The sequence below is a fragment of the Herpetosiphon sp. NSE202 genome (assembly GCF_042688385.1).
Classification (GTDB): Bacteria; Chloroflexota; Chloroflexia; order Chloroflexales; family Herpetosiphonaceae; genus Herpetosiphon.
Genome location: NZ_JBHUPY010000003.1, coordinates 32075 through 54535 on the forward strand (window position 1 = coordinate 32075; position 22461 = coordinate 54535).

A 22461-nucleotide genomic window follows, 5' to 3' on the forward strand; every position below is an offset into this window, starting at 1 on the left:
CTGTGTCGGGATAGATTTGATTTTTACTCGTTACCTTGGCGACGTTGCCCTAGCGCTTTGGCGATTGTAACGAGCTACATGCCACCATTGTAATTTGACAAAGGAGTCAGCCATGAACACCACGAACGGTATCTCAACAACAGAACTGGAACGGGGTTGGGCAACGGACGCACGTTGGCAGGGGATTCAGCGCGATTACACAGCCGAAGATGTTGTGCGCTTGCGCGGTTCAGTCATTATTGAGCAAACTTTAGCTCGTATGGGTGCTGAACGCTTGTGGGATCTCTTACACAGCGAAGATTACGTGCATGCGTTGGGTGCGCTGACTGGCAATCAAGCCATGCAAATGGTTAAAGCTGGCTTGAAAGCAATTTACTTGAGTGGCTGGCAGGTTGCTGCCGATGCCAATATGGCAGGCCAAATGTATCCCGATCAAAGCTTGTATCCCGCTAACAGCGTGCCACAAGTGGTCAAACGGATCAACCAAACCTTGCAACGCTGCGACCAAATTTATCACTCAGAAGCGAAAGATGGGACCTACTGGTTTGCGCCAATCGTTGCCGATGCCGAAGCTGGCTTCGGCGGCCCATTGAATGCCTTCGAAATGATGAAAGCCATGATCGAAGCTGGCGCAGCAGGCGTTCACTTCGAAGATCAATTGTCATCGGAAAAGAAATGTGGCCACTTGGGCGGCAAAGTGCTTATTCCAACCAGCCACTTCATTCGCACGCTGCAAGCAGCTCGTTTGGCCGCCGACGTGATGGACGTACCAACCTTGGTCGTCGCTCGCACCGATGCCAATGGCGCATACCTCTTGACCAGCGACGTTGATCCTCGTGACCGTGAGTTTTGTACCGGCGAACGCACTTCAGAAGGCTTCTTCTGTATTCGCGGCGGCATCGATTCAGCAATTGCCCGTGGCTTGGCCTATGCGCCATATGCCGACCTGATTTGGTGTGAAACCTCAACCCCAGATTTGGAAGAAGCACGCAAATTTGCAGAAGCGATTCATGCCCAATATCCAGGCAAATTGTTGGCCTACAACTGCTCTCCATCATTCAACTGGAAGCGCAACTTGGACGATGCTACGATTGCTAAGTTCCAAAGCGAACTCGGCGCAATGGGCTACAAGTTCCAATTCATCACCTTGGCTGGCTTCCATGCCTTGAACTACAGCATGTTCGATTTGGCAACTGGCTATCGCGATCAAGGCATGAGCGCCTATGTTCAATTGCAACAAGCCGAATTCAACCGCGAAAGCGAAGGCTACACCGCCGTCAAGCACCAACGCGAAGTTGGCACTGGCTACTTCGATATGGTGGCCCAAGCTGTTTCAGGTGGCATGTCGTCGACCACCGCCTTGAGCGGCTCGACCGAGCACGAACAATTTGTTGGAGCCCATTAGAAAGTCAAAAATCAGAAGTCAAAAATCAAAAGGTAGGATTTAGGGGTAGAAACAGAACATAGAACATAGAGCATAGAACATAATCCTAAAAATCTGTGGCAATCTGTGGCTAAAACCTAGCCTTCGTGCTCTTCGTGGTTTCAATGTTCTAGCCCCTGAATCCTACTCGATCTGCGACTATTGCAAAGCCAGTGAGCCGGTTTTGCGATGGTAAAAAATACCCTGCATTGCTCGCACCGCGCTGATCCTTCCATGAGATCGCGGTGCGAGTTTTTTGGCTATAATACAACCTCGCTTGTGTTTTGGAGATTTGGCAATGGCGCAGCATCGCAATGTGATTTTGATTGGCATGCCTGGCTCAGGCAAAAGCACGCTAGGGATTTTATTGGCCAAAGCGTTGGTCTTTGATTTTATTGATACTGATGTGGTAATTCAAACTCGCCAGCATGGCCGCTTGATCGAGATTCTCGAACGCTTGGGTCCTGAGCAATTTTGTGCGGTCGAAAACCAATATTGTGCTGAGCTAGAGCTTGATCAATATGTGGTGGCGACTGGCGGCAGCGTGATTTACAGCCCCGATGCCATGGCCAATTTCCAGCGGCTTGGCACAATTGTCTATCTGGCGATTGAATTCGCTGAACTTTTGCCCCGGATTAGCGATATGGATTCGCGCGGAATTGTGATGCAGCCAGGTCAAACATTTGCCGATTTATATGCCGAGCGCGTGCCACTCTACCAACAATTTGCCGATATTACTGTGCAGTGCACTGGCGATGATCACGAGCATACGGTCAGCCAAATTATGGCGGCGTTAGCTGCACATACTTAATTTGGCTGTGCTCAACGCTAATTGTGCCATCGGTAGCGAAAAAACGCTCGCCACTATCAACTGGAATCGACAGCAAATCAATGGGAGCTGAGCGTTTAATCTTGCTGGTTAATTCGCCAATCACCTGAGTTAATGGTTCTAGGTTGCTGGCCCATTTGGCAAATACAAAATGGGTTTGGCGATAGCGTTTGAGCAAGGTTTCCAATTTATCCATGCCCACGTGGCCAGCCTCGCCCCAAAATAGCGGCAAACCATGGTTATCCAGCGAGATCACATCGGGCTTATAGCGCAGGCCAATTGGGGTTTCAACCCTGGCCTCTGGATAGTTGGGCAAATACAAAGCCCAAATTAATGCCTTCATAATCACATGTTCGCTCGATTCGACTGGGCGTTTAATCATCACCACCTGCGAACCATGGGCCTTGAATGTCCATTTACGGCGCAAAAATAGCTCATTGCTCATGCTGAAACTCCCCATGCATCTTAGCGTATAGCTCTAGGCTATCTATTCTACGAATTGAGAGTTTGAAAGGATTGTTGTTATGGATTCAATATTTTCGTTTTTGGTATTTGTCGGTTTGGTTGGGCTGATTATCGCTTGGCATGTTTTTGAACATAAACGCTCAGTTCAGTTAATTCAGCAATGGGCTGCTAGCAACGGCTATCAGATTTTCGATCTTGAGCAGCGCTGGTTTCGGCGCGGCCCCTTCTTTTGGCGCTCTAGTAAATATCATACCGTGTTCTATGTTGATGTGATTAATGCTCAAGGCGCGACGCAAGCTGTTTGGATTCGCTGTGGTGGCTGGTTTAGCGGGCTTTTCTCCGATCAGCTGACAGTCCGATTCGATTCATAAGTTTGAAACCAATCCCAATAGGGTGTGTTTTTGATCAAGCGCCGATTATAATCAGGTGCTTGATCGTTCCACCAAACTGGGCCACGTTCGCCGAGCGCCACTTTACAACGCTGAACCTCGGCACGAGCAGTGCGTTCGGCCTCTTGGTTTTGTTGGCGCTTGGCTTGGCCAACAGCGCGGCGGGCGTTCATCAATTGATTGATCAAATGTTGACGTTCTTCAGGATCTAAGTTTGGGTTGCTACAGCGCCATAAGCGTTGCTTGACCACAAAATAGCGTCCATCGGGAGTTGTTGGATATTTTGGCATAGCTGCTCCTTGCGGTTGCATACCAAAAATGATGCCAACGCAACGTTTAATCATTAACTGCGTATCGAGAGCAAGATTGTTTTGAAAGGAGAGGTTTTTGATGCTTGTCTATGTATTGGTTACTTTAGCGGTTGTGAGTGGCGCATTTTTGCTTGGCCGCTATCAAATTCTCAAACGCGATGAACATATTGAAGCTTGGGCTGTGCAGCAAAAATATCAAATTGTAGCGATTAAACGCCCTTGGCTGAGCCTTGGCCCCTTTCTCTGGCGCACAGGCGAAAATGATCAAGTCTATAAAGTTGAATTACGTGATCAGACTGGCGAAAATATGAGTGGCTGGTTGCGCTATCGCGGCTTTTTATTTGGCAATTATGAAATTGATTTAGAAGTTGAATAGTTTTTTGAAATAAAATTTGCTTTTGAAAATGCGGATGGTGCAGAGCTAAAAATTCAGCCTTGCACTATCCGCATTTGAATAGATTGAGATTATATTGACAAATGCTTGCCAATATAACCAATAATAATTTTATAGCGTGCGCCGTCAGGCAAGAAATGAATCCGTACTGCGTCTGATAATTTACTATGCCATTCAAATAATCTATCCTTGCCATCGGAACATCTAAATATTCTTTCATGACTATATAAATTCATTGTAGATTTACTTTCGGTGCTACAACGTAGTTTTAAGCCATTTTTATCAAAAGTACCAGTTTGCCAATTTGCAGCATATGCTTGAAACTGAAATAAATGCCGCTTAATATGCGGCCAATTTTGATCATTAGCTTCCAATTGTTTTAGTGCATCCAGTGCCGTTTCTGTCCACTCTAAATCAGGGAATAACTCACTGCACCGTTCATATGCATCACGCCCATCACGAACTGAACGTTTATTAATTTCCTCGATTAGCGGCTTATTTTGCTGAATATGTTGTGGACTGCTATGGTGAAGGACATCATGGTGTTTTTCGGCTAATTCACCAGAATCATCGAAAAAAAACTCTTCAATTGTTAATTGATTGTTATCCCAATCAGAATGGCTTGCTAAACTTATCGCAATACCATCAAGCATAACAGCCATACCTAAACCAAGCGCAGTTTGCTGCTTAAACATAAATTCAGAAGTATGTTGTTTATCAGTTAGGCTAGCTTCTTGAGGATGATCCTGTAAGTACGGCGATTTAGTTGCCATACTCATAATATAGGTACGTTGGTTTTTATATCGACCTTTCATCTCGGGTTCATTTATCCATTGATGAAAATAATAATTAGGTGCTAACTCCATTGTATAAATCGGTTGGTGTAAGCGCATTGTATTTTTTCCACCAACAGTTTGCATAGTTTGAATAAGTTGTAACAATTGTGTATGAGCTTGATGTTGATCTGCGGCGATGGTGATTGAGCGATCATTTAATACGATATCAATTCCCATGGATCAACTCCTTGGCATCATTAATCGTTCTAAACTCTTATCAAATTCATCAAAAAATCCATCTGGCCATTGATCAATTAACCCATCTTGATCAATCGTTGGGGTTGAAACTGTATGGCGAGTTTGACCTTCGATCATACGGCGCTCAAAGTAATTTAATTGCACATCGGCTGGGTTAATTTTGCCATCGTGAACAGCTAAACGAATGCCATTTAATACATGATCACTATGGCTTTCAACCACAATTTGGACTCCAGCTGCTGCTGCGTAGGCCAAAAATTGACCCATGAGTGCTTGACCGCGTGGATGTAAATGAGCCTCGGGATTTTCGATTAATAATAATGAATTGGGCTTGGCTGATAAAACCGCTACTAAAATAGGTAAGGTATAGGTTAATCCAAAGCCAACATTGGTTGCCCGAAAAGCATTCCCTACAACTCCATCATTGACGAATGAGAATCGTAAACTTACCAAATCAATATCAGGGTTCCCTGAAATGTTGATTCGTGTGCCTGGAGAAATTTCACTTAGCCACGCTTCAACTTCATTGCGTAAGGTTAATGTGTTTGATTGTTCATGATGTAATTTTTCGTTGGGAATTAATTCATTGCCAAATAATGATAAATAGTGAATCGCATATTCGCCGCTTGGGCCAAGTTGGCGATGTTGGCGCACGAGATAATCCGATGTACCGAATGATGTGCGTGGCCCAATCCTTTCGGCTTGAAGATACTGAAAGTCATCAGTGAATAGATTACTAAAAATAATATCATTATTGAAGTAGGTATCCGATGCTCCAACCAGTATGCTATTTAATCCATCAGGCGCAGCTTCAATATCCAAGACATCGGTTGAAGAATTATATTGATAGCGCCATTCATCGACACTAGTTTTGCTATAAAGCTTCAAGCCGATACTAATTGTGTCATCATCAGCATATTCAAAGAATACATCTTGGGCCGTACCGAGTCGAACTAAATCACCATTAACTGCTAAGCCTTGGGTTATGAGGCCTTGTTGAAACGATTGACGTAATAAAAGCAATGATTGAATAACTGACGATTTGCCCATGCCATTTAATCCCGACAGCAAGGTTAGCTTGCCAAGATTAATTTTTTGGTGACCAAAGCACTTAAAGTTGTGTAAAACGATCGATTCAAGCGTTTGTAATGGTTGTTCACTCATTTTAATACCTCTTGAATAAGGTGAGCAATTCGGCGGAAACGAATATTAACTTTATTTGTATCACCAGTACCTTGTGAGATTGCTTTATCGAATTCGCGATCATGGTTCAACATTGCAATAAATTTTTGCATTAATAGATTTTTTCTTCGGACAAGAACTTTGATTTGATCATCGCTACAATTGCTTAAGTTAACTGACCATGATTCAAACAGCGATTTATTGATCATTCCACGGGAAGCATTTGCTTTATAGCGTTTGCGAAAAGCGTCTTTATCAAAAATGGCTTTCGCTGCACGCATTGCCCGGCGGAACTGTTGCTCAAATGAATCGAGAGCCTTTTGATCAAGCTTATTAATTGTAGCCATTGTATTGCTTAAAAAGCTATCGAAATCGGCAAATTCATTGCGATTATATTTTTCAGGAGGTACCAGATGAAAGGCAATGAAGCGTAACACAAATTCACGGTCACTCATGCGCGATGTAGGTACAGAGTTGGTAGTAGCTTGCTTAAATTCAGGAAACTCAGCCATTCGTTTGAGCAATTCGGTTGCTCGCCCTTGATGTAACGCGTGGCGAATCTCTTGGGGCGAAAGTGGCAATCCACCAGTATTAATCCGTTTGAAGATATTGAATTTAACTTCTTCTGGTGTTCCTGGAGCAATTTGGTAAATTAATACTTGAGTTTCCATAATCCGCCGTTGGAAATTTCTAGGCAGATCGTCAAAGCCTTTATCCGTAATCGTATTGAGGAATTCTAAGCCTTTGAGTTTTAATTGATTTTCTGGATGATTTTTTTTTGCTAAAATAAAATTATAGAGAGTTGTTAATCGTTGGAGTCCATCAACAATAATCCAGCGGTCTTCGTTTGTTGCATCCATATAGAATGCTGGCAGTGGAATACGAATTAGAATCGACTCGATTAAGCGGCTTTGGGCTTCGCGGGTCCATAAACCTGCTTGACGCTGAAAAGCTGGTTGCATATCAATCTCATTATTTTCCATCCGTGAAATTAAGAGATCGACAGTCATTGGCTTAAAATCAATTCGGATCTGGCTAGGATTAAAGGGTGTAATAATTAATTCGTCATCATCCTCTTCTTCTTCTTCAATATCGTTACTTAATCCATATAATGCTGCCTGTGATGATAGCTGGAAGCCTTGAAATCCACCTTGTGGTAACTCCTCTTCATCATCGTTATTCAGATCCAAATCTTCATTATTATCAACCATTGGTTCTTCCTCATCGTAGAATGCTGTTGTATTGTACTATAGCTGATTGATTTTTAGTGGCCCTGATTTGCGCCGACCATGCGGCGGAATAGGCTGCCAACCAAGCTAAATGGTTGTGGTTCGGCAACGCCCAAGCGGCTGGAGCTTGTTTGATCGATTAATCCAATCACCCGCGCGAAGGTTTCGATTTGTTGCTGCATCAAATCAAAATCAAGTTTATCGATGGCTGCATTGCTGGGCGTGGCGCATAAATAATTGGGCGCAGGAATTAGTGAAATTGTGGGAATATTGGCTTTGTAGAATGGCTCGCCCTCGCCAAAATAAATATTGTTGATCGGCAGAATGGTGAGCACACGCTGCTTGGTGCGCTGCAAAAGCGCGGTGTAATACAGTTGCTCCAGCATTGGGCTGGTGGTGTAGGTCAACTCAATTTCTGGTTGGGTCGTTGGTTGATAGCTGGTGAAAGCTCGATTATCGTGCCATTCGCTACAGCCTAGATGCTCCAAGGTAACCCCTGCAACCGCCCGAAATTGCTGGCCGTTCCATAATGCTGGGTGCTCGGCGAGCCATGTGCTGGTTGCTTGGCCGTGCTTGCCAAGTTGCGGCAGTTGAAAGTGACCAGTGGCAAAAATGAAAATTAAATTTCGCTCAAGGCTTTGGTTTTTGAACCAACGTACCAAGGCCAATAATCCGAGCGCACCATTCTCTTCTGGGGCGTTCGGCCCATCGGTGTGGGTATTAATCAAGATGCTTTCGTTCGATGTTTGGCTTGGCAAAACCACATACAAGCTTTCAGTTGGGCTTTGCTCGGTTAGCGTGGCTTCTAACGTGAAGCGAATCTGTTGGCCTTGAGCAGCTGCTTGCTTGAGTTGCTGGCCTGTGCTGTGATCAATCCAAAGGGCTGGGCATTCTTGGTAGTTGGTGGTGAAGGGTAGATATTGATCTTCAGCATTGGCTGACGAGATTTTCGACCACATGCAAATTACGCCTTTAACCCCGGCTTTTTTGGCAGCTTGCAGGTCGGGGCCGCCGAGAAACGAGCCAAGGGTTGGGTTGCGCAGCGTTTTTGGGAGTTGGGTGGTGCTGGCTTGAGCCGCCTTGGTTGGGTGGATAAAAAGCATAGTTGGCAATGCTGGAACTGCAACTTCGACCAAGGCTATTTTGCCAGCTGCTTGCTGAAAATTGCCTGGGCTTTTGCCACAATCGACCAATTCGCCAAGAATGCCTTCGGCGGGCGTGCAGCCAGAATAGGGATAGTAGAAACTTGTGGTAATTGCGGTTTCGCTGCGATTGGCGTTTTGCAGCGCCAAGCCCCACTTTTGGGCTTCCCAGCGCGTGAAATAATAGCGATCGCGCTGAACTTCGCAGCCGAGGGCAGTTAATTCGGCGGCCAAAAATTCGATAAAGCGCTGATGAGCTTCGCTGCCGGTTAGACGTGGCCCTAATGCTTCGAGATAGCGATGCCAGCCAATTAATTCTTGATGGGTGGTAATCTTCATGAATCCAGCCTCACTCGCACAGGATGTTCGATCAACTCGGTTAGTTCGAGCACAATCTCGCGATGCCACGCCCAATCGTTGCGTAGCTGGGCGACAATCAAATCAGTTAAGTTCATGTGCAGCCAATAGCAGCGTAAACGCTTTTCAAGATTAGCGGGAATTATATCGTACTGTTGGGCAAATTTAAGCCATGGTTGTAAATAGATAGTGCTTTGCCCATAACAGCTTTGTTGAGCAAGATCGTATACCCAATCGCCATAGCCAAATTCGGCCCAATCGAGCACAGCCACAATCGCTTGCTGCTGGCAAAGCACATTATCAAAGCCAAAATCGCGATGGATTAATGAGCGTTCGGTGGTGATTGTGCTGAGCAACCGTTCCATGACGCGATAGCCTTGACGCAATAAGGCTCCGGTCTGGTCTTGGCGCTCGATCCAATCGTGCCAATCGTAATCAAACTTATAATTGCCAAGATCTAAAATTTCTTCGGCCCATGTTTGGTAGCGGCCTTGGCCTTGGCTGTTGGCCAAACCCCAACCAGTGCTTGGGCCAAGGTCTTGTTGATGCAGCTGGTGCAGTGTTTGAAACAGGTGCGGCTGGATTTGGCTGAGTTGTTGTGGCTCAAGCGCTGAGATGGTTTGGCCTGCGATGAATGGACTAATCGCGTAGACCCAGCCATCGGCAAATTGCTGATGCGCCAGGATTGGCGGAATTGGCACATGTTGGGCCCAATGCTGGGCGGCGTAGGCATCTTTTAAAAAATCTTGGTAGTGCTTGCTGATGCGCACGACATAAGTTTGGGCATTGTGTTCAAATTGGTAGGCTTGGGCAAACCAACCAGCGCCGATAAAGCTGATGTGTTCGAGCTGAAAGCCCGAATCGGCTTCGATTGCTTGGCGTAACAGGTGAGTAAGCTGCATCAAACATCCTCACACAGACACTATTCCACCAGCATTGTACCCCGAAGTGCTTAATCCACGAAGGACACGAAGGGTTGAAACCGCGAAGAGCGCGAAGGACGCGAAGAACGTCACGCTCCATGGGGAGAGTATATCCCTTCATCCTTCATCCCTCATCCTTCATCCTTGCCGTTGGCCACAGATTGGCACAGATTGCTTTGATTAGGTTCGTGCATTCCCAATAGCCAAAAGCCATCATTGTTCTGCGCCGTTGCGTTAATAATTAATATATAAGGATAGGAAAGGATGGAAACCGCGAAGAGCGCAAAGAACGCGAAGGTTTCGTTTTTTTAGCCACAGATTTTTATGATTATTTTATATCCTTTGCGCTCTGACTTTTGACTTCTGACTTCTACATTTTGCATTCATCCTTCATCTTGCATTCATCCTTCATCCTTCATCCTTCATCCTTTGGTTCTCTGCGCCGCTGCGTTAAATGTTGCCTTTTGCCTTTTGCCTTTTGCCTTCTGACTTCATCTCTCATCCTTCATCCTTTCTTCCTCCCCCAATGCTAGTTATGGGGGTGGACTAGCGATTGATTGCATTGAGGCCTACTTACCAGCATACTTGAGTGCTAGAATTATTAAAATTGCGCTGGTTTAGGTGAGGAGCAATCGGTGCAACGCAACCTTGGGTTTGGGCTATTGGGGATGCTGCTGTGGCTGGTTGGGTTGGCAGTATGTGGCGGCCTGTTTGGCTGGAATTTGGCTTGGCTCAAGGAGTGGCAATGGCTAGCTGAGCAAACTGGCTGGCGTTTTTGGCTAGCCCAAGTGATTTTTCGGGCGCTCTTGTTTTTGCCATTGGTGCTAGGATTGTTGTTATTGCTGCATCCTTTATGGCTTGGGCGGCGCTTATTGCCAACACCCAAGTCTGATTCAACTGTAATTGCTGCCCCGTTGGCCCACGAAACGCTCAATCGGCGACGTTTTATGATCGAGGCGGGCTTGCTTGGTGGTTTGGTTGGCTATAGCAGCATGATCGAGCCATTCAACCCCGAAATTGTAGAGCTTGAGCTGCCAATCGCCAATTTGCCAAGCCGCTTCGAGGGCTTTAAAATTGTCCAATTGAGCGATTTGCATGTGTGTGCTTACACTCCCGCCGATGATGTGGCCCGCGCTGTGGCCTTGATTAATCGGCTTGATGCAGATATTGTGACGATTACTGGCGATTTTGTTGATCGCCATGCCAAATTTGCCGATGATGCGACGATTCCGTTACGCCAATTACAAGCCCGCGAAGGCATTTTTTCGGTGCTCGGCAACCACGATTATTATACTGGCGATATTGAGCGCATGATTTGGGCAATTAAACGCGCTGATTTGGGCTTGTTGATCAATCAGCAAACCGTGATTCGGCGTGGCGCTGAGCGCCTAAATCTGGTTGGCTTGGACGATCCCAAGCATAATGATGGCAATGGCTGGAGCCATGGCAATATTGATTTGGCGCGGGCGTTTGCCAACCTGCATGCTAGCGATCCATGCATCACATTGTTGCATAATCCGATTTTTGCGCCGAGCGTGATTAGTGCTTATGCGCCGCAACTTGTGCTTTCTGGCCACACCCATGGCGGCCAGATTTGGGTGCCGATCTTGACTGAACAAGCGGTGCGTTCGCGCGATCGCTTTGTGGAGGGCCGCTATCAACTTGCCACCAGCCAGATCTATGTTAATCGTGGTTGGGGCTTTACTGGCCCGCCGTTGCGTTTTGCCAAACGCCCAGAAATTAGCGTAATTCGGTTGACGAGGGATCAGGGGTCAGGGTTTAGGGATCGGGGATAGTTTTTAGAATCAGATTGGATAATTTAGGAAGCAGATAGTGGCAACAATTATTCCTCTGATGCGCCATGTTGGGCGCTGGGTAGGCTTGGCCTTGGCGATTGGGCTAGCTGCTGGTTTGGCAAGTGCGCTTTTTCTCGTTAGTTTAGCGTGGGTAACTCAGCTGCAAACCACCAATTGGTGGCTGTTGCTTTGTTTGCCGTTGCTTGGTGGCTTGGTGGCTTGGCTCTATCAGCGTTTTGGCCAGCGCGTGGCAGCTGGCAATAACCTAATCATCGAACAATTGCATAACCCTGACGCAGCGGGAATTCCCTTGCGGATGGCTCCGTTGGTATTGCTTGGAACCTTGCTGACCCATCTTGGTGGTGGCTCTGCTGGCCGAGAAGGCACTGCGGTGCAAATGGGTGCAAGTTTGGCAGCGCAGCTTGGCCGCTGCTGGCGTTTGCCGCAGGCTGAATTGCGTTTAGTGCTGATGATGGGTATGAGTGCTGGCTTTGGGAGCGTGTTTGGCACCCCGATTGCCGGCACGATCTTCGCGCTGGAGGTGCTTGCATTTGGAGTTTTGCGCTATGAAGCAGTATTGCCATGTTTGGCGGCGGCCTTGGTAGGCGATGGCGTGGTGCGTTGGCTGAATATTGTGCATAGCCATTATCAGGTTGCTAGCGTGCCCGATCTTGGTTCGATTTGGGCTTGGTTGCTTGGGGCGGGAATTTGCTTTGGGCTTGTTAGCAGAGCGTTTGTGATCTGGATTGAACTGGTGCAGAGTAGGTCGCGGCGTTGGCTACCCAACCCAATTCTGCGGGCAATGCTTGGCGGCTTAGTGATTGTAATTATAAGTTTTTTGCTGAATACTCGTGATTACAATGGATTGAGTTTGCCTTTGCTGGCCCAAGCATTTGAGCTACAAGGCGTTGTACCATGGGCTTTTGCGATTAAGTTATTGTTAACTGGTTTGACGTTGGGTGTGGGCTTCAAAGGTGGTGAAGTAACGCCATTGTTTGTGATTGGCGCGACGCTTGGCTCGGCATTGGCTCAGCTTTTTGGTTTGCCAAGCGATCTGCTGGCAGCTTTGGGCTTGATTGCGGTCTTTGCTGGGGCAGCGAATACGCCGATTGCTTGTGTTTTGATGGGGATTGAATTGTTTGGCTCGGCGTTGCTCGTGCCATTGATGCTGACAACCGTGATTGCCTACACAATTTCGGGCCATCGCGGAATCTATGCGGCCCAACGAGTTGGCTGGGCGAAACGGCATAATTTGGCGGAGCATACTGGTAAGCGGCTTGATGAGTTGGAGGCTGATTAAATGCGAGAGGCCCGAACTCTAGCCTAGTGTCGGGCCTCATTGTTGCTATTGATTTGCACACATCAATACGTTTAAACTACCACGTCAGTCCTAAAAGCGCTGGGTTTTTCCATTAAACTACGGCCCCAAAGTTTGGCGGAGCTGGCTAGATTCGAACTAGCATCCAGCGGTATATGCATGATAGTGCTTGACTTGATGTTCAACAGCGAATACTGAATCTAGAGCGATAATCTGAATTTGAGTGGCTGTGTCAGCGCCTCTGCCAATTGGGCTACCCAGCCGAATGTGGTGGCTGGGGGAGGATTCGAACCTCCACTTTCTAACACACTGTGCCGATTCAGCTTGAGCTTTAGCCTCAGCTTGCGCTCTTGCGCAGCAGTATTGTAGGCCAGTTTGGAAGTTTGGGCAATCGTGCTTTAGGCTGATCCACGAGCAACGAGGGCTTAGGGATCAGGGGTCAGGGGCTAGATTTGGAAACCGCGAAGGCCACGAAGGGGCTGAAACCACGAAGAGCACGAAGAACGCGAAGATTAAGTTTTTTCGCCACAGATTGGCACAGATTTTTATGATTATTTTTTATATTCTTCGCGCGCTGATTTTTGATTTTGACCTTTGACTTTTGATTTCTGACTTTTGCATTTATCCCTCATCCTTCATCCTTCATTCTTATGCGTTAACTTTCTGATCTACGAAGCGCACAAAGAGCACGAAGGCTAAGTTTTTCGCTAGGCATTGCCCAAATTTCACCAATTAATGTCCGATAACCATTAACCTCTGATCCCTGACCCCTAGCCTCTGACCCCTACTCTATACAGCTCAAACGTGCGTTGCAACATGGTTTGCACCTCAAATTGCTGTTGAATGCATTGGCGGGCAGCTTGGCGACAAGCTTGATTTAATGATTGGTCGCTGAGCATGCGCCCGATGGCTTGAGCTAGTGCGGTGCTTTGGCCTGGCTCGACCAATAAACCTTGTTGGCCATCGCTGATTGCTTCGCGCGTGCCGTCGGTGCTGCTGGCCACAATCGCCTGCCCACTGGCCATGGCTTCGAGCAAAGCAAATGATAAGCCTTCGTAGAGCGAAGGTAACACAAACACATCAAGCGCGGCGAGCGCTGCGGGCATATTCCGCTGTTGGCCGACAAAATGAACCTGATCTGGCTTTGGCAAATGCTGGGCAGCTTGACGTAATTCGTGCTCTAAATCGCCTTCGCCAATTAAGGCTACATGCACATTGGGTTGCTGTTGCCAAATTGTTGGCAAGGCCTCGAACAAAATTTGGTGGCCTTTTTGGCGACTCAAGCGGCCAACCACGCCTAAAAGGGGCACATCGTGGGGAATTTGCCAAGCCGCGCGGGTTGCTGGATTGCGCGGTTGGGGCTGCCAGCGCTGGCTATCGACGGCATTATAAATGGTGTGCAAGCGCCGCTTAGGAAAGCCAAATTGCTCAAGTAACAACTGGGCATTGCCTTGCGAAACTGCAATTCCAGCGTGCAACGTGGCATATTGCCAGCGCCGATTGAGCAAGCGCAAATGGTGCGAAAGCCAATTGAAACGCGGAATTGACGTAACTAGCTGGAAGGTGATAATGCGGCGTGGAACGCGGGCCAAGGCTGCACCCAGCACCAATTCAGCGGCTCGGCGTGGCGAGGGCACGACAAAATGCACAATATCGGGCCGCAATTGGCGAAAAAGTTTGGCTGCTTGGTTAACCGCTTTAAACGATAAGCCATGCTCATGAACTGCATCCAAGGTGGCGATGCTGGCTCCATGAGCTTTGGCCCGATCGATCAAAGGTTGGGTGGCTGCACGCGGCGGCATCAACAATCCAAGCTCAAAACGCTGTTGATCGGCATGCATCAACAGCGTTTCTAAATAGCCTTCAGCGCCGCCAAGACCAGTGCTATCGGTAACAAACCATAGCCGTTGTTTCACGCAGGCACTCGGTAAATTGCTAAGCGGGTTTGTTGAATGCGATAAATTGGCAGCCGATCGGCTAGCTCGTTGACACAGCGCGTTACGCCAACACACTCAGGATGGGCATCGACCCAGGTATAATCATCCCAAACCACCACGCCACCAGGCCGTACCAATTTGAGCGCCACTTCGGTATCGGCCTTCACAAAGGGATATGAGTGGTCAGCATCGACCAACACCAGATCCATTTGGCCATAATACGGGCTAAAATCAAATGGCTCTAAACCAAGCCAAAGTTGGCTGATTTTGCTGGCTTCAGGGGTGTTGTGAAAATGCTGGCCTGGCGTGAAAGTTAATTCAAACTGATAGCCGTTGCGCCGCAAATATTCGTTGCGGGTTTTGAGATCAAGATCAAGCGTGTAGATTTTGGTTTCGGGGCTGCTATGTTGGGCCATCATGCGCGTGGTTGCGCCCATGTAGGTGCCAAATTCAAAAATCGTTTTGGGTTGGCTAATTTGGGTCACGCCCGCCAACGACAACAATTCGGCCAAGGGCATTTCCATGGTATCGTCGCGCACAATCGATGCAACTGGCACTTCGATGCTCGCTTGGCGACCTTCGGGAAATAACTCAGGCAACGAGCGTTGGGTCAGGGTATATTCGGCGTAACGGCCATATTGCTCAAACAAACGTTGGCGCACGGTTTTTTGGTTGCTGGCAACCCGCCAAGCAATGTAGCGTTGCATAATTGGCTTGGGAATAAATGGCCGCACTCGGCTTTTCCACGACATAGCGATTCCTTTTACACTGAATAAAGGCTGGTAATTGCTTGCGATAATTCGGCCAGATCGACGGTAGCCGTGCCAACTTTGCCGACCACGATGCCCGCCGCGATATTGGCCAATTGCATAGCCTGCTCCAAACTGCTGCCGCTGGCCAAAGCCAAGGCCAAAATGGCCACGACCGTATCGCCCGCTCCGGTCACATCGTAGACATTGCGAGCATGAGTTGGCAAAAAGACTGGTGCATGCTGGTTACGATAGAGCGCCATGCCATCAGCGCTGCGGGTGATAATCACTGCCGCGCCTTGCAACAAATCCAATAATTGATCGGCGGCACGTTGCAGTTGTTCAAGGCTGTGTAAGCTGAGGCCAGTGACGACCTGGGTTTCTTGCAGGTTGGGTGTAATTACGCTGGCTTGGGCATAGCGTTGATAATTAATTCCCTTGGGATCGACGACCACCGGAATGTTGTAACGCCGCGCCTGTTGAATCACATGTTGGCAAACCCGCTCTGTGAGCACGCCCTTGGCATAATCGGAAAGAATGCAGACCTGACAATCAGCGAGCTGTTGATCAACCCACGTACACAGCGCTGTTTCACTGGCCGAATCGAGCGCAGTGTTGACCTCGCTATCATAACGCAACATCTGTTGGTTATGCGCGATAATCCGCGTTTTGAGCGTGGTTGGGCGTTGGGCCTTGATCAAGCCGCTGCTTTCGCCAACGCCAGCTTGTTCGAGCGCCAGTTTGAGCTGTTGGGCAGCCAGATCGTCGCCAATTACGCCGCCAAGCAGCACTTCTGCATTGAGCGCGGCAATGCTAGCGGCCACGTTGCTGGCTCCACCAGGTCGATAGCTGCGCGAGCGCACATTGACGATTGGCACTGGAGCTTCGGGCGAAATCCGCGTAACATCGCCCCAAATATATTCATCGAGCATCACATCGCCAACAATTAAGACTCGTTGTTTGCTTAATTTGGCCAGTGTTGCGGTTAATTCATGCACGATGAATCTCCAATTCGATCAGCTCATGGGCGGGCCGCGGCTTGATATAATCAATCTTTAAGGGCTGTCCAACCAAGGCCAATTGCTCTTCGACCGCCGCCAGCACTTGCTCAGGCGTAATTTCCTGCATACATTGGCGCTCGATTGGGCAATTCTCCCAGAGCCAGCAGGGCGCACAATTTAATGGTGTGTATAAATTGCTGTTGCAGCTATAGCCCGATTGAAATGGCGCTTCACGGCCGCCAAAAATAATCACCGAGCGGCAATCGACAGCTCGTGCCAAGTGCATTTGAAAGCCAACAAAGCCAATAAATAATTGCGCCGCCTGCAAAATTGCTGCTGATTCGCGAATACTAGCTTTGCCACGCAAATCAAGCACATGCTCAAGTTTGGGATCGCTAGTCATGCCAAGTTGGACGACGGTAAAGCGTTTAGCTACTTCGTTGACCACAAGCTGCATGCGTTCGGGATACCATTCTTTGGTAGCGATTGGATAACGCGCTGCTAAAATTGAGCTTTGTACTACAATATAAGGCTTGGAAATAATATGTTGTGAACGTTCAGCCTCAGTTAAATGTAGATAAGGCCGGATACCAACTGGATAATCAATGCCTAGCACCGAAGCCATATTTGTAATTAGATGTTGCTGCGGTGGTAAATCACGGCCTTGCTCTTTAATATGGGTCGTATAATTCAGCCGTTTAAAGGCCATATTATGCTGTTCGATAATGTTGAAATAATAGGGCATAACTGGAATAATCCCAGCAACATCGGGATTATGGGCGAATAATTCGGGATTGTTGGTTTGCATCCACAGATCGTTTTCGCCATGCTCGCGTAACGCCCGAAAAATCGCTGTACACAATAATTGATCGCCAAGGCCGCCACCAAAGCCTAGTACTCGCTTGATTATTAGCTTGCGCACGTGTAAATTTAAATGCCACCAGCGTGGTATGAATTTACTTTGCCAATCGTAGCGCAATCGGCGCTGAACTCGCGCTAAAAATGAAATTTGGTTTGGATCTGCCACAACTAGGCCTCAATTTTCTCAGGCACTGCTTGGTTACAGGCAGCGTAGAGCGCTGCTTCAACCCGATCGATCATCGTGGTCATGCGAAACTCGCGATCAACAATCGCGGTCGCTTGCTGGCGCAGTTTGTCAGCTAAGGCTGGTTGGGTGAATAACGTGGCAATATGGGCTGCGCAGCTAGCTGCATCATCGCGAGCAAAGACCATGCCAGTTTCTTCGTGCTTGATAATTTCGGTCGTGCCGCCAGTATCCGAGGCCACCACCACCAAGCCCATTGCCAGTGCCTCGACGACGCTGATGCTAAATGGCTCATCCCAGCGTGATGGGAAAATCAGAATATCGTGGTTAGCGTAAATGTCGGGCAGTTCTTGGCGTGGTAATTTGCCGCGCCAATCAACGCTTTGGCTGATGCCCAGTGTTTCGGCGTAGCGCTGCATGTCGCTGGTATATTCTGCAGAAAGCCCAGCGCCCACAATCGAGAGTGTTGCTTGTGCGAAGCCATGGTTTTGTTGCACCAAGGCAAAGGCTTCGAGCAAGGTTTCCATGCCTTTGTGGCCAGAAATTTGGCCAACGAATAACAGTCGTTGGCCCATCGGTGCTGAGCGTTCGCGGCGCACAAATAAATCGTAATCAACGCCCCAACGAATAACGTGAGTGTTGGGCATGGGGCCGATTGGCTGGGTTTGCTTGAGCAAAAAGTCGCTGGCAAAAATCGCATTGGCATAGCTAATGGGCAGATGATTGCGAAAGCCTGTTTTGCGTCCAAGCTTCCAGCCCAGCAGTTTGCGCCCAAGCCAACGCAACGGATGGCGCGGCATATAGTGCCATGGATCGAAAATGCCAATCCGAATTGGCCAGTGATCGGAGATGAAAAAGACGGTGCGATAGCCTTGATCTTGCAGCATACGCACTGCCGACATCGACGCTTGATAGAAGCTCCACACAAACACAATATCGGGCTTTAGCTCTTTGACAAGCTCTAAAATCCGTGGTTGGTTATGCATTTCGCGTTCGTATAAACGCCGTTGATGGGCTAAAGTAGTTTGGGCAACGGGATGGACATCTATTGTTAGCGATCGTTCGATATACGTATCGATTACTGGTTGATCAAGACCATAGGTGCTTGTTAAAACGTGAATGCTATGTCCACGTTTTTGAAGCCCTTCGACAACATCTTTGCATCCGATTTCATAGCCACCAATATAATAAGGCGGGTATAAGCTAGTTAGTACTAGGATTTTTAGCTGCGGCATTAATCGAGTTCCTTTGTGGCATCCTGAGTCCATTGCCATCGACCTTCTAGTCGAACGCTACCAGCATAATCTAAACGGCTCATTGAGGCTGGTGTCGTTGGGCCAGGCAAAATTTCTATCTGAGCACACCCAGGGAGGTAATCTAAGGCATTACCATCACCAGAGCGTGAGCCTACATCAAGCAAATAGATGCCAGGTTGCAGTTGTAGCGTATCTATTATGACGTGAGCTTGACCTTTATTTCCCCCGTGAATAGTGTAGCGAGAGGAATATAAATCACTATCGATAGAAAGTAAACGTGTACCTTCAAGTGACGATAAACCAAATCCAAAAGAAACGCCGTAGACTGTACTATAGGCTTCATAATTGAAACTGACATTAAGCGGTTGACCATGAAGAATTGGCTCACCATTATTAAAAGTGAGTTCGGTTATTTTGAGCCGTTTGCCAAAATCATATTGGCGAGTTGCCTCGCTCAAATCAACGCGCGAGCTGCTTGAGGTCACAGTTTCCATCAAATATTCATTGACGATTGAGGCCGATGGGCCATCTTTGAGCACTGTGCCTTTGTTGAGCCAAATAACGCGTTGACATAAGCTGCGAATTGCTGCCATATTGTGGCTAACAAACAGCACCGTGCGGCCATTCTGGGCAACTTCGCCCATTTTGCCCAAGCATTTCTTTTGAAACTGGGCATCGCCAACCGCCAACACCTCATCGACGATCAGAATTTCTGGCTCAAGGTGGGCGGCAACCGCAAAGGCCAAGCGCAAATACATGCCGCTGGAATAATGCTTAACCATCGTATCGATAAATTGCTCAACTTCAGCAAACGCCACAATTTCATCGAATTTGCGGTTAATTTCGGCGCGACTCATGCCCAAAATCGCGCCGTTGAGATACATATTCTCGCGGCCTGTGAGGTCGGGATGAAAGCCCGTGCCAACTTCAAGCAAGGTGCCAACTCGCCCACGAATCATGGCCGAGCCAGCGGTTGGCTCGGTGATGCGCGAAAGCACTTTTAACAAGGTGCTTTTGCCAGCGCCGTTATGCCCAATAATCCCCACAACCTCGCCTTGATTGACATCAAACGAGACATCGCGCAACGCCCAAAACTCTTTGGTTGCGGCTTGGGTTCCTTGGCCACGCAGCGCCGAACGCAAACGCCTGGCTGGCGCAAGCATGGCATCGGACACAGTTTCGCGAAAGGTTTTCTGAAACGAATTCGCCCCAATGCGAAATTGCTTACTTAAATGCTCGACCTGAATCGCAATCTCGCTCATTGTTACACCATATCTGCAAATTGTTTTTCAATGCGGCGGAAATATAACGCTCCGGTAACCATCAGGAAAAGGGCAATGCCAACCGATGGCAGCATCGTTGACCAGGTGATTTGGCCAGTGCCAAGCAGCGACCAACGAAAGCCATCGATTACGCCAGCCATTGGATTTAGCCCATACACCCAGCGCCATTGGCTGGGAATTAAGCTGCTAGAGTAGGCCACCGGGCTGCCATATTGCCAAAGCTGCGCCATAAACGGAATGACGTAGCGAATATCACGAAACTGCACATTTAATGCAGATAACCATAAACTTACCCCTAAGCCCGTGATAATCACCAATAAAATGAAGAGTGGTAGTGCCAGCATGCGGATGCTTGGCGTAATATCAAACCACAGCAACATTCCAAACATCACCACAAAGGCAATCGCAAAATCGACCAAGCCACCGAGGACGGTCGAGATTGGCACGGTTAGGCGGGGGAAATAGACTTTTTTGATCAGGTTTGCGTTGCCAACTAGGCTATTTGAGCCTTGACTGAGGGCATTAGCAAACAGCGCCCACGGCACCAGCGCCGTAATCGAAAAAGCTTCGTAGGCGATGCCATCCGAGGGCAACTTGGCCAGCCTGCCGAAAATCAACGTAAAGACAATCATCGAAAACACTGGTTGGATAATTGCCCATGCTGCGCCAAGCACTGTCTGTTTATAACGGACTTTGACATCGCGCCAAATCAGAAAAAACAGTAATTCACGGTAGGCCCAAAGTTCGCGCAATTGCAACGAAACCCAGCCATTCGATGCTTCTATCCGCGTGATGGAGGTTGTTTGTAACGTCGTGGAGGCTCTTTGCACTGTTTTTCTCACCACACAATGTTTGTTAACAGACGAAGCCATTATAGCATATCACGCTTGGCTTGGCAGTTTGTTGGGTTCGGGGATCGGTTGTTGGGGGTCGAGGATCAGTTTTGATCCACGAAGAGCACAAAGAGCACGAAGGCGACATGGCTATGGGCTTTTGGCTCTTGACGTTACCAACCCATGTCCGATAGCCAACAGCTGTAATGGTTCATTGCGTTAACCACCGCATGATCCCCTCACCCCAACCCCTCGCCCATCCGATGGGCGAGGGGCTTTAACCGCATGGTGTTGGCGCACTGCGTGTTAAAAAAGGGTCTGCTCCCCTCGCCCGCGTGCAGTGGGAGAGGGGCTGGGGCAGTAAAGCCACGGTGATACGACTCGACAGCGGAGGCTCCCCTCGCCCGCGTGCAGTGGGAGAGGGGCTGGGGGTGAGGGAATGAACCATGGTTGCCAACCTAATGAACCATTACAAACAGCCTCTAGCCATCAGCCAACAGCCAAACCTCCTCAATACCAAGGCAGCTACTCATGCTCAGGTTTTGTACCAGTGGCATCAACATAGGCATGAATACGGGGGTAGGTATAGCTATCGGATTCGCTAATGTAAATGGTGCGCAACCCATAGACTAAATTATCGGTTTGAATTTGGCTCAACATATCGTGGGCTTTGATGGTTGGGTCGATGCTCTGCCAAATGCGCTCAAAATCGGGCAGTTGCATCAAACTGGTAATTTTCTCTTGATACCACGATTCAAATTGGCAGGTGCGATTGGCCTGTTGAAAACTATAGACATAGCTACGGGCGACTCGCTCCCATTGCAAACCACCTTTATTTAAAAGTTTGCGGGCTGAATAATGCTCATGATCAAACATGAAGTGCAAGATATTGCGATGTTGTTCGGGAATGTTCTCAAAGCGTAGCCCTAAAAATTGCTGAAAAACATGCACCATCGGTTGATTAATCGCCAACAAATCCCAAACCTGATTAACCAAAAACGCCGGATACACCAAAATATCGAGTAAACTTTGATATTGGGCAATTTGGGCATCGAGGGCTACCCCGCTGAGAATATCGGGATCTTCTGCATAGCCCGCGCTGCGCAACAGATGGTTGCGCTCATGGGTTGGACATTCCAACAAACTGGCAATTCCACGCACAACATGCTCGGCGACCTGATTCTTGGCGCGTTGCTCGAGCAGTCGTTTATACGTTGGATATTCGGCCCAAATTGCTTGTTGGCTAAAAGGATTAGGCTGCTTTTTTTGTTTATTGTGCCAAAGCTGATCTTCAAAGGCGCGCTTGCGTTGAATCCGAATAGTTTCGGCAGCGGCAATAAAGGCGGCGTTGATTTGTCCAGCCCGATCGTTAATTTTCGTCATTGCTTCTTTGCCTTTTTCAAGGATAAACCCCCTTTTTTGATGCTATCAAGCCTTTGAAACAATGTCAAGCTAGCTTGATTTAGCGTAACAAAACCCTAGACAAATATCTAGCCAAATAGTTGCGAAGCCGCTATGCTAGGTCGTAGAAGGTCGCCATATGCATCAGTTTGTGGGAGAGTTGA

General features: G+C 48.1%; 21 protein-coding genes. 6 read left to right on the top strand and 15 right to left on the bottom strand.

Annotated elements, in window-relative coordinates; translation table 11 throughout:
- The first annotated feature begins 112 nt into the window (after positions 1–112).
- The gene (gene aceA / locus ACFMKP_RS05135) at positions 113–1405 is read left to right on the top strand and encodes an isocitrate lyase (RefSeq protein WP_382289673.1); all 1293 of its coding nucleotides are present in this window, start codon (positions 113–115) and stop codon (positions 1403–1405) included.
- 316 nt (positions 1406–1721) lie between these two features.
- A complete protein-coding gene (locus ACFMKP_RS05140) occupies positions 1722–2234 on the top strand; it encodes a shikimate kinase (RefSeq protein ID WP_204756081.1) in 513 nt (170 codons plus the stop codon).
- Here the strand turns inward: ACFMKP_RS05140 and ACFMKP_RS05145 are convergent.
- Positions 2206–2697: a hypothetical protein gene (locus tag ACFMKP_RS05145; protein WP_382289675.1), complete on the bottom strand. Its 492-nt coding sequence runs from the start codon at positions 2695–2697 to the stop codon at positions 2206–2208. The genes ACFMKP_RS05140 and ACFMKP_RS05145 overlap by 29 nt on opposite strands.
- 79 nt (positions 2698–2776) lie before the next feature.
- Here ACFMKP_RS05145 and ACFMKP_RS05150 point away from each other — a divergent pair, with 79 nt between their 5' ends.
- Entirely contained in the window at positions 2777–3088 is a 312-nt protein-coding gene (locus ACFMKP_RS05150) for a hypothetical protein (RefSeq protein WP_382289677.1), read from the top strand.
- Here the strand turns inward: ACFMKP_RS05150 and ACFMKP_RS05155 are convergent.
- A complete protein-coding gene (locus tag ACFMKP_RS05155; protein ID WP_382289679.1) occupies positions 3061–3396 on the bottom strand; it encodes a hypothetical protein in 336 nt (111 codons plus the stop codon). The genes ACFMKP_RS05150 and ACFMKP_RS05155 overlap by 28 nt on opposite strands.
- A 100-nt stretch (positions 3397–3496) precedes the next feature.
- Between ACFMKP_RS05155 and ACFMKP_RS05160 the strand changes: the two genes are divergently transcribed.
- The gene (locus tag ACFMKP_RS05160) at positions 3497–3793 is read left to right on the top strand and encodes a hypothetical protein (protein ID WP_382289681.1); all 297 of its coding nucleotides are present in this window, start codon (positions 3497–3499) and stop codon (positions 3791–3793) included.
- 89 nt (positions 3794–3882) lie between these two features.
- On the opposite strand, the gene ACFMKP_RS05165 is transcribed toward ACFMKP_RS05160, so the two are convergent.
- From ACFMKP_RS05165 to ACFMKP_RS05185, 5 genes are read right to left on the bottom strand one after another with little or no spacing between them, the layout of a single operon-like run.
- Positions 3883–4824, bottom strand: coding sequence for a hypothetical protein (locus tag ACFMKP_RS05165; RefSeq protein ID WP_382289683.1), 942 nt, complete (start codon positions 4822–4824; stop codon positions 3883–3885).
- Between the two features lie 3 nt (positions 4825–4827).
- Positions 4828–6009, bottom strand: coding sequence for a DUF3696 domain-containing protein (locus tag ACFMKP_RS05170; protein WP_382289685.1), 1182 nt, complete (start codon positions 6007–6009; stop codon positions 4828–4830).
- On the bottom strand, positions 6006–7238 hold the full coding sequence (locus ACFMKP_RS05175) for a DUF262 domain-containing protein (RefSeq protein WP_382289687.1): 1233 nt from the start codon (positions 7236–7238) through the stop codon (positions 6006–6008). Before ACFMKP_RS05175 ends, ACFMKP_RS05170 begins: the two co-directional genes overlap by 4 nt.
- 53 nt (positions 7239–7291) lie before the next feature.
- On the bottom strand, positions 7292–8737 hold the full coding sequence (locus tag ACFMKP_RS05180) for a hypothetical protein (protein ID WP_382289689.1): 1446 nt from the start codon (positions 8735–8737) through the stop codon (positions 7292–7294).
- A complete protein-coding gene (locus tag ACFMKP_RS05185; RefSeq protein ID WP_382289691.1) occupies positions 8734–9657 on the bottom strand; it encodes a phosphotransferase family protein in 924 nt (307 codons plus the stop codon). The genes ACFMKP_RS05180 and ACFMKP_RS05185 overlap by 4 nt, the downstream gene beginning before the upstream one ends.
- Positions 9658–10313: 656 nt before the next feature.
- Here ACFMKP_RS05185 and ACFMKP_RS05190 point away from each other — a divergent pair.
- Both ACFMKP_RS05190 and ACFMKP_RS05195 read left to right on the top strand, forming a co-directional pair.
- On the top strand, positions 10314–11474 hold the full coding sequence (locus ACFMKP_RS05190) for a metallophosphoesterase (RefSeq protein ID WP_382289693.1): 1161 nt from the start codon (positions 10314–10316) through the stop codon (positions 11472–11474).
- Between the two features lie 37 nt (positions 11475–11511).
- The gene (locus tag ACFMKP_RS05195; protein WP_382289695.1) at positions 11512–12774 is read left to right on the top strand and encodes a chloride channel protein; all 1263 of its coding nucleotides are present in this window, start codon (positions 11512–11514) and stop codon (positions 12772–12774) included.
- Between the two features lie 788 nt (positions 12775–13562).
- Here the strand turns inward: ACFMKP_RS05195 and ACFMKP_RS05200 are convergent.
- The 8 genes from ACFMKP_RS05200 to ACFMKP_RS05235 form a co-directional block, all read right to left on the bottom strand.
- Positions 13563–14708 carry a glycosyltransferase gene (locus ACFMKP_RS05200; protein ID WP_382289697.1) on the bottom strand — a complete coding sequence of 382 codons (1146 nt, stop codon included), beginning with the start codon at positions 14706–14708 and terminating at the stop codon, positions 13563–13565.
- Positions 14705–15481: a class I SAM-dependent methyltransferase gene (locus ACFMKP_RS05205; RefSeq protein WP_382289699.1), complete on the bottom strand. Its 777-nt coding sequence runs from the start codon at positions 15479–15481 to the stop codon at positions 14705–14707. The genes ACFMKP_RS05200 and ACFMKP_RS05205 overlap by 4 nt, the downstream gene beginning before the upstream one ends.
- An 11-nt stretch (positions 15482–15492) precedes the next feature.
- A complete protein-coding gene (gene rfaE1, locus ACFMKP_RS05210; protein ID WP_382289701.1) occupies positions 15493–16476 on the bottom strand; it encodes a D-glycero-beta-D-manno-heptose-7-phosphate kinase in 984 nt (327 codons plus the stop codon).
- Positions 16469–17506, bottom strand: coding sequence for a glycosyltransferase family 9 protein (locus ACFMKP_RS05215; RefSeq protein ID WP_382289703.1), 1038 nt, complete (start codon positions 17504–17506; stop codon positions 16469–16471). Before ACFMKP_RS05215 ends, rfaE1 begins: the two co-directional genes overlap by 8 nt.
- A gap of 2 nt (positions 17507–17508) precedes the next feature.
- Entirely contained in the window at positions 17509–18759 is a 1251-nt protein-coding gene (locus ACFMKP_RS05220) for a glycosyltransferase (protein WP_382289705.1), read from the bottom strand.
- Positions 18759–20042, bottom strand: a complete 1284-nt coding sequence (locus tag ACFMKP_RS05225; RefSeq protein ID WP_382289707.1) for an ABC transporter ATP-binding protein — start codon at positions 20040–20042, stop codon at positions 18759–18761. The genes ACFMKP_RS05220 and ACFMKP_RS05225 overlap by 1 nt, the downstream gene beginning before the upstream one ends.
- A 2-nt stretch (positions 20043–20044) precedes the next feature.
- A complete protein-coding gene (locus ACFMKP_RS05230) occupies positions 20045–20821 on the bottom strand; it encodes an ABC transporter permease (protein WP_382289709.1) in 777 nt (258 codons plus the stop codon).
- Between the two features lie 600 nt (positions 20822–21421).
- Positions 21422–22279, bottom strand: coding sequence for a hypothetical protein (locus ACFMKP_RS05235; RefSeq protein ID WP_382289711.1), 858 nt, complete (start codon positions 22277–22279; stop codon positions 21422–21424).
- Positions 22280–22461: the final 182 nt, after the last annotated feature.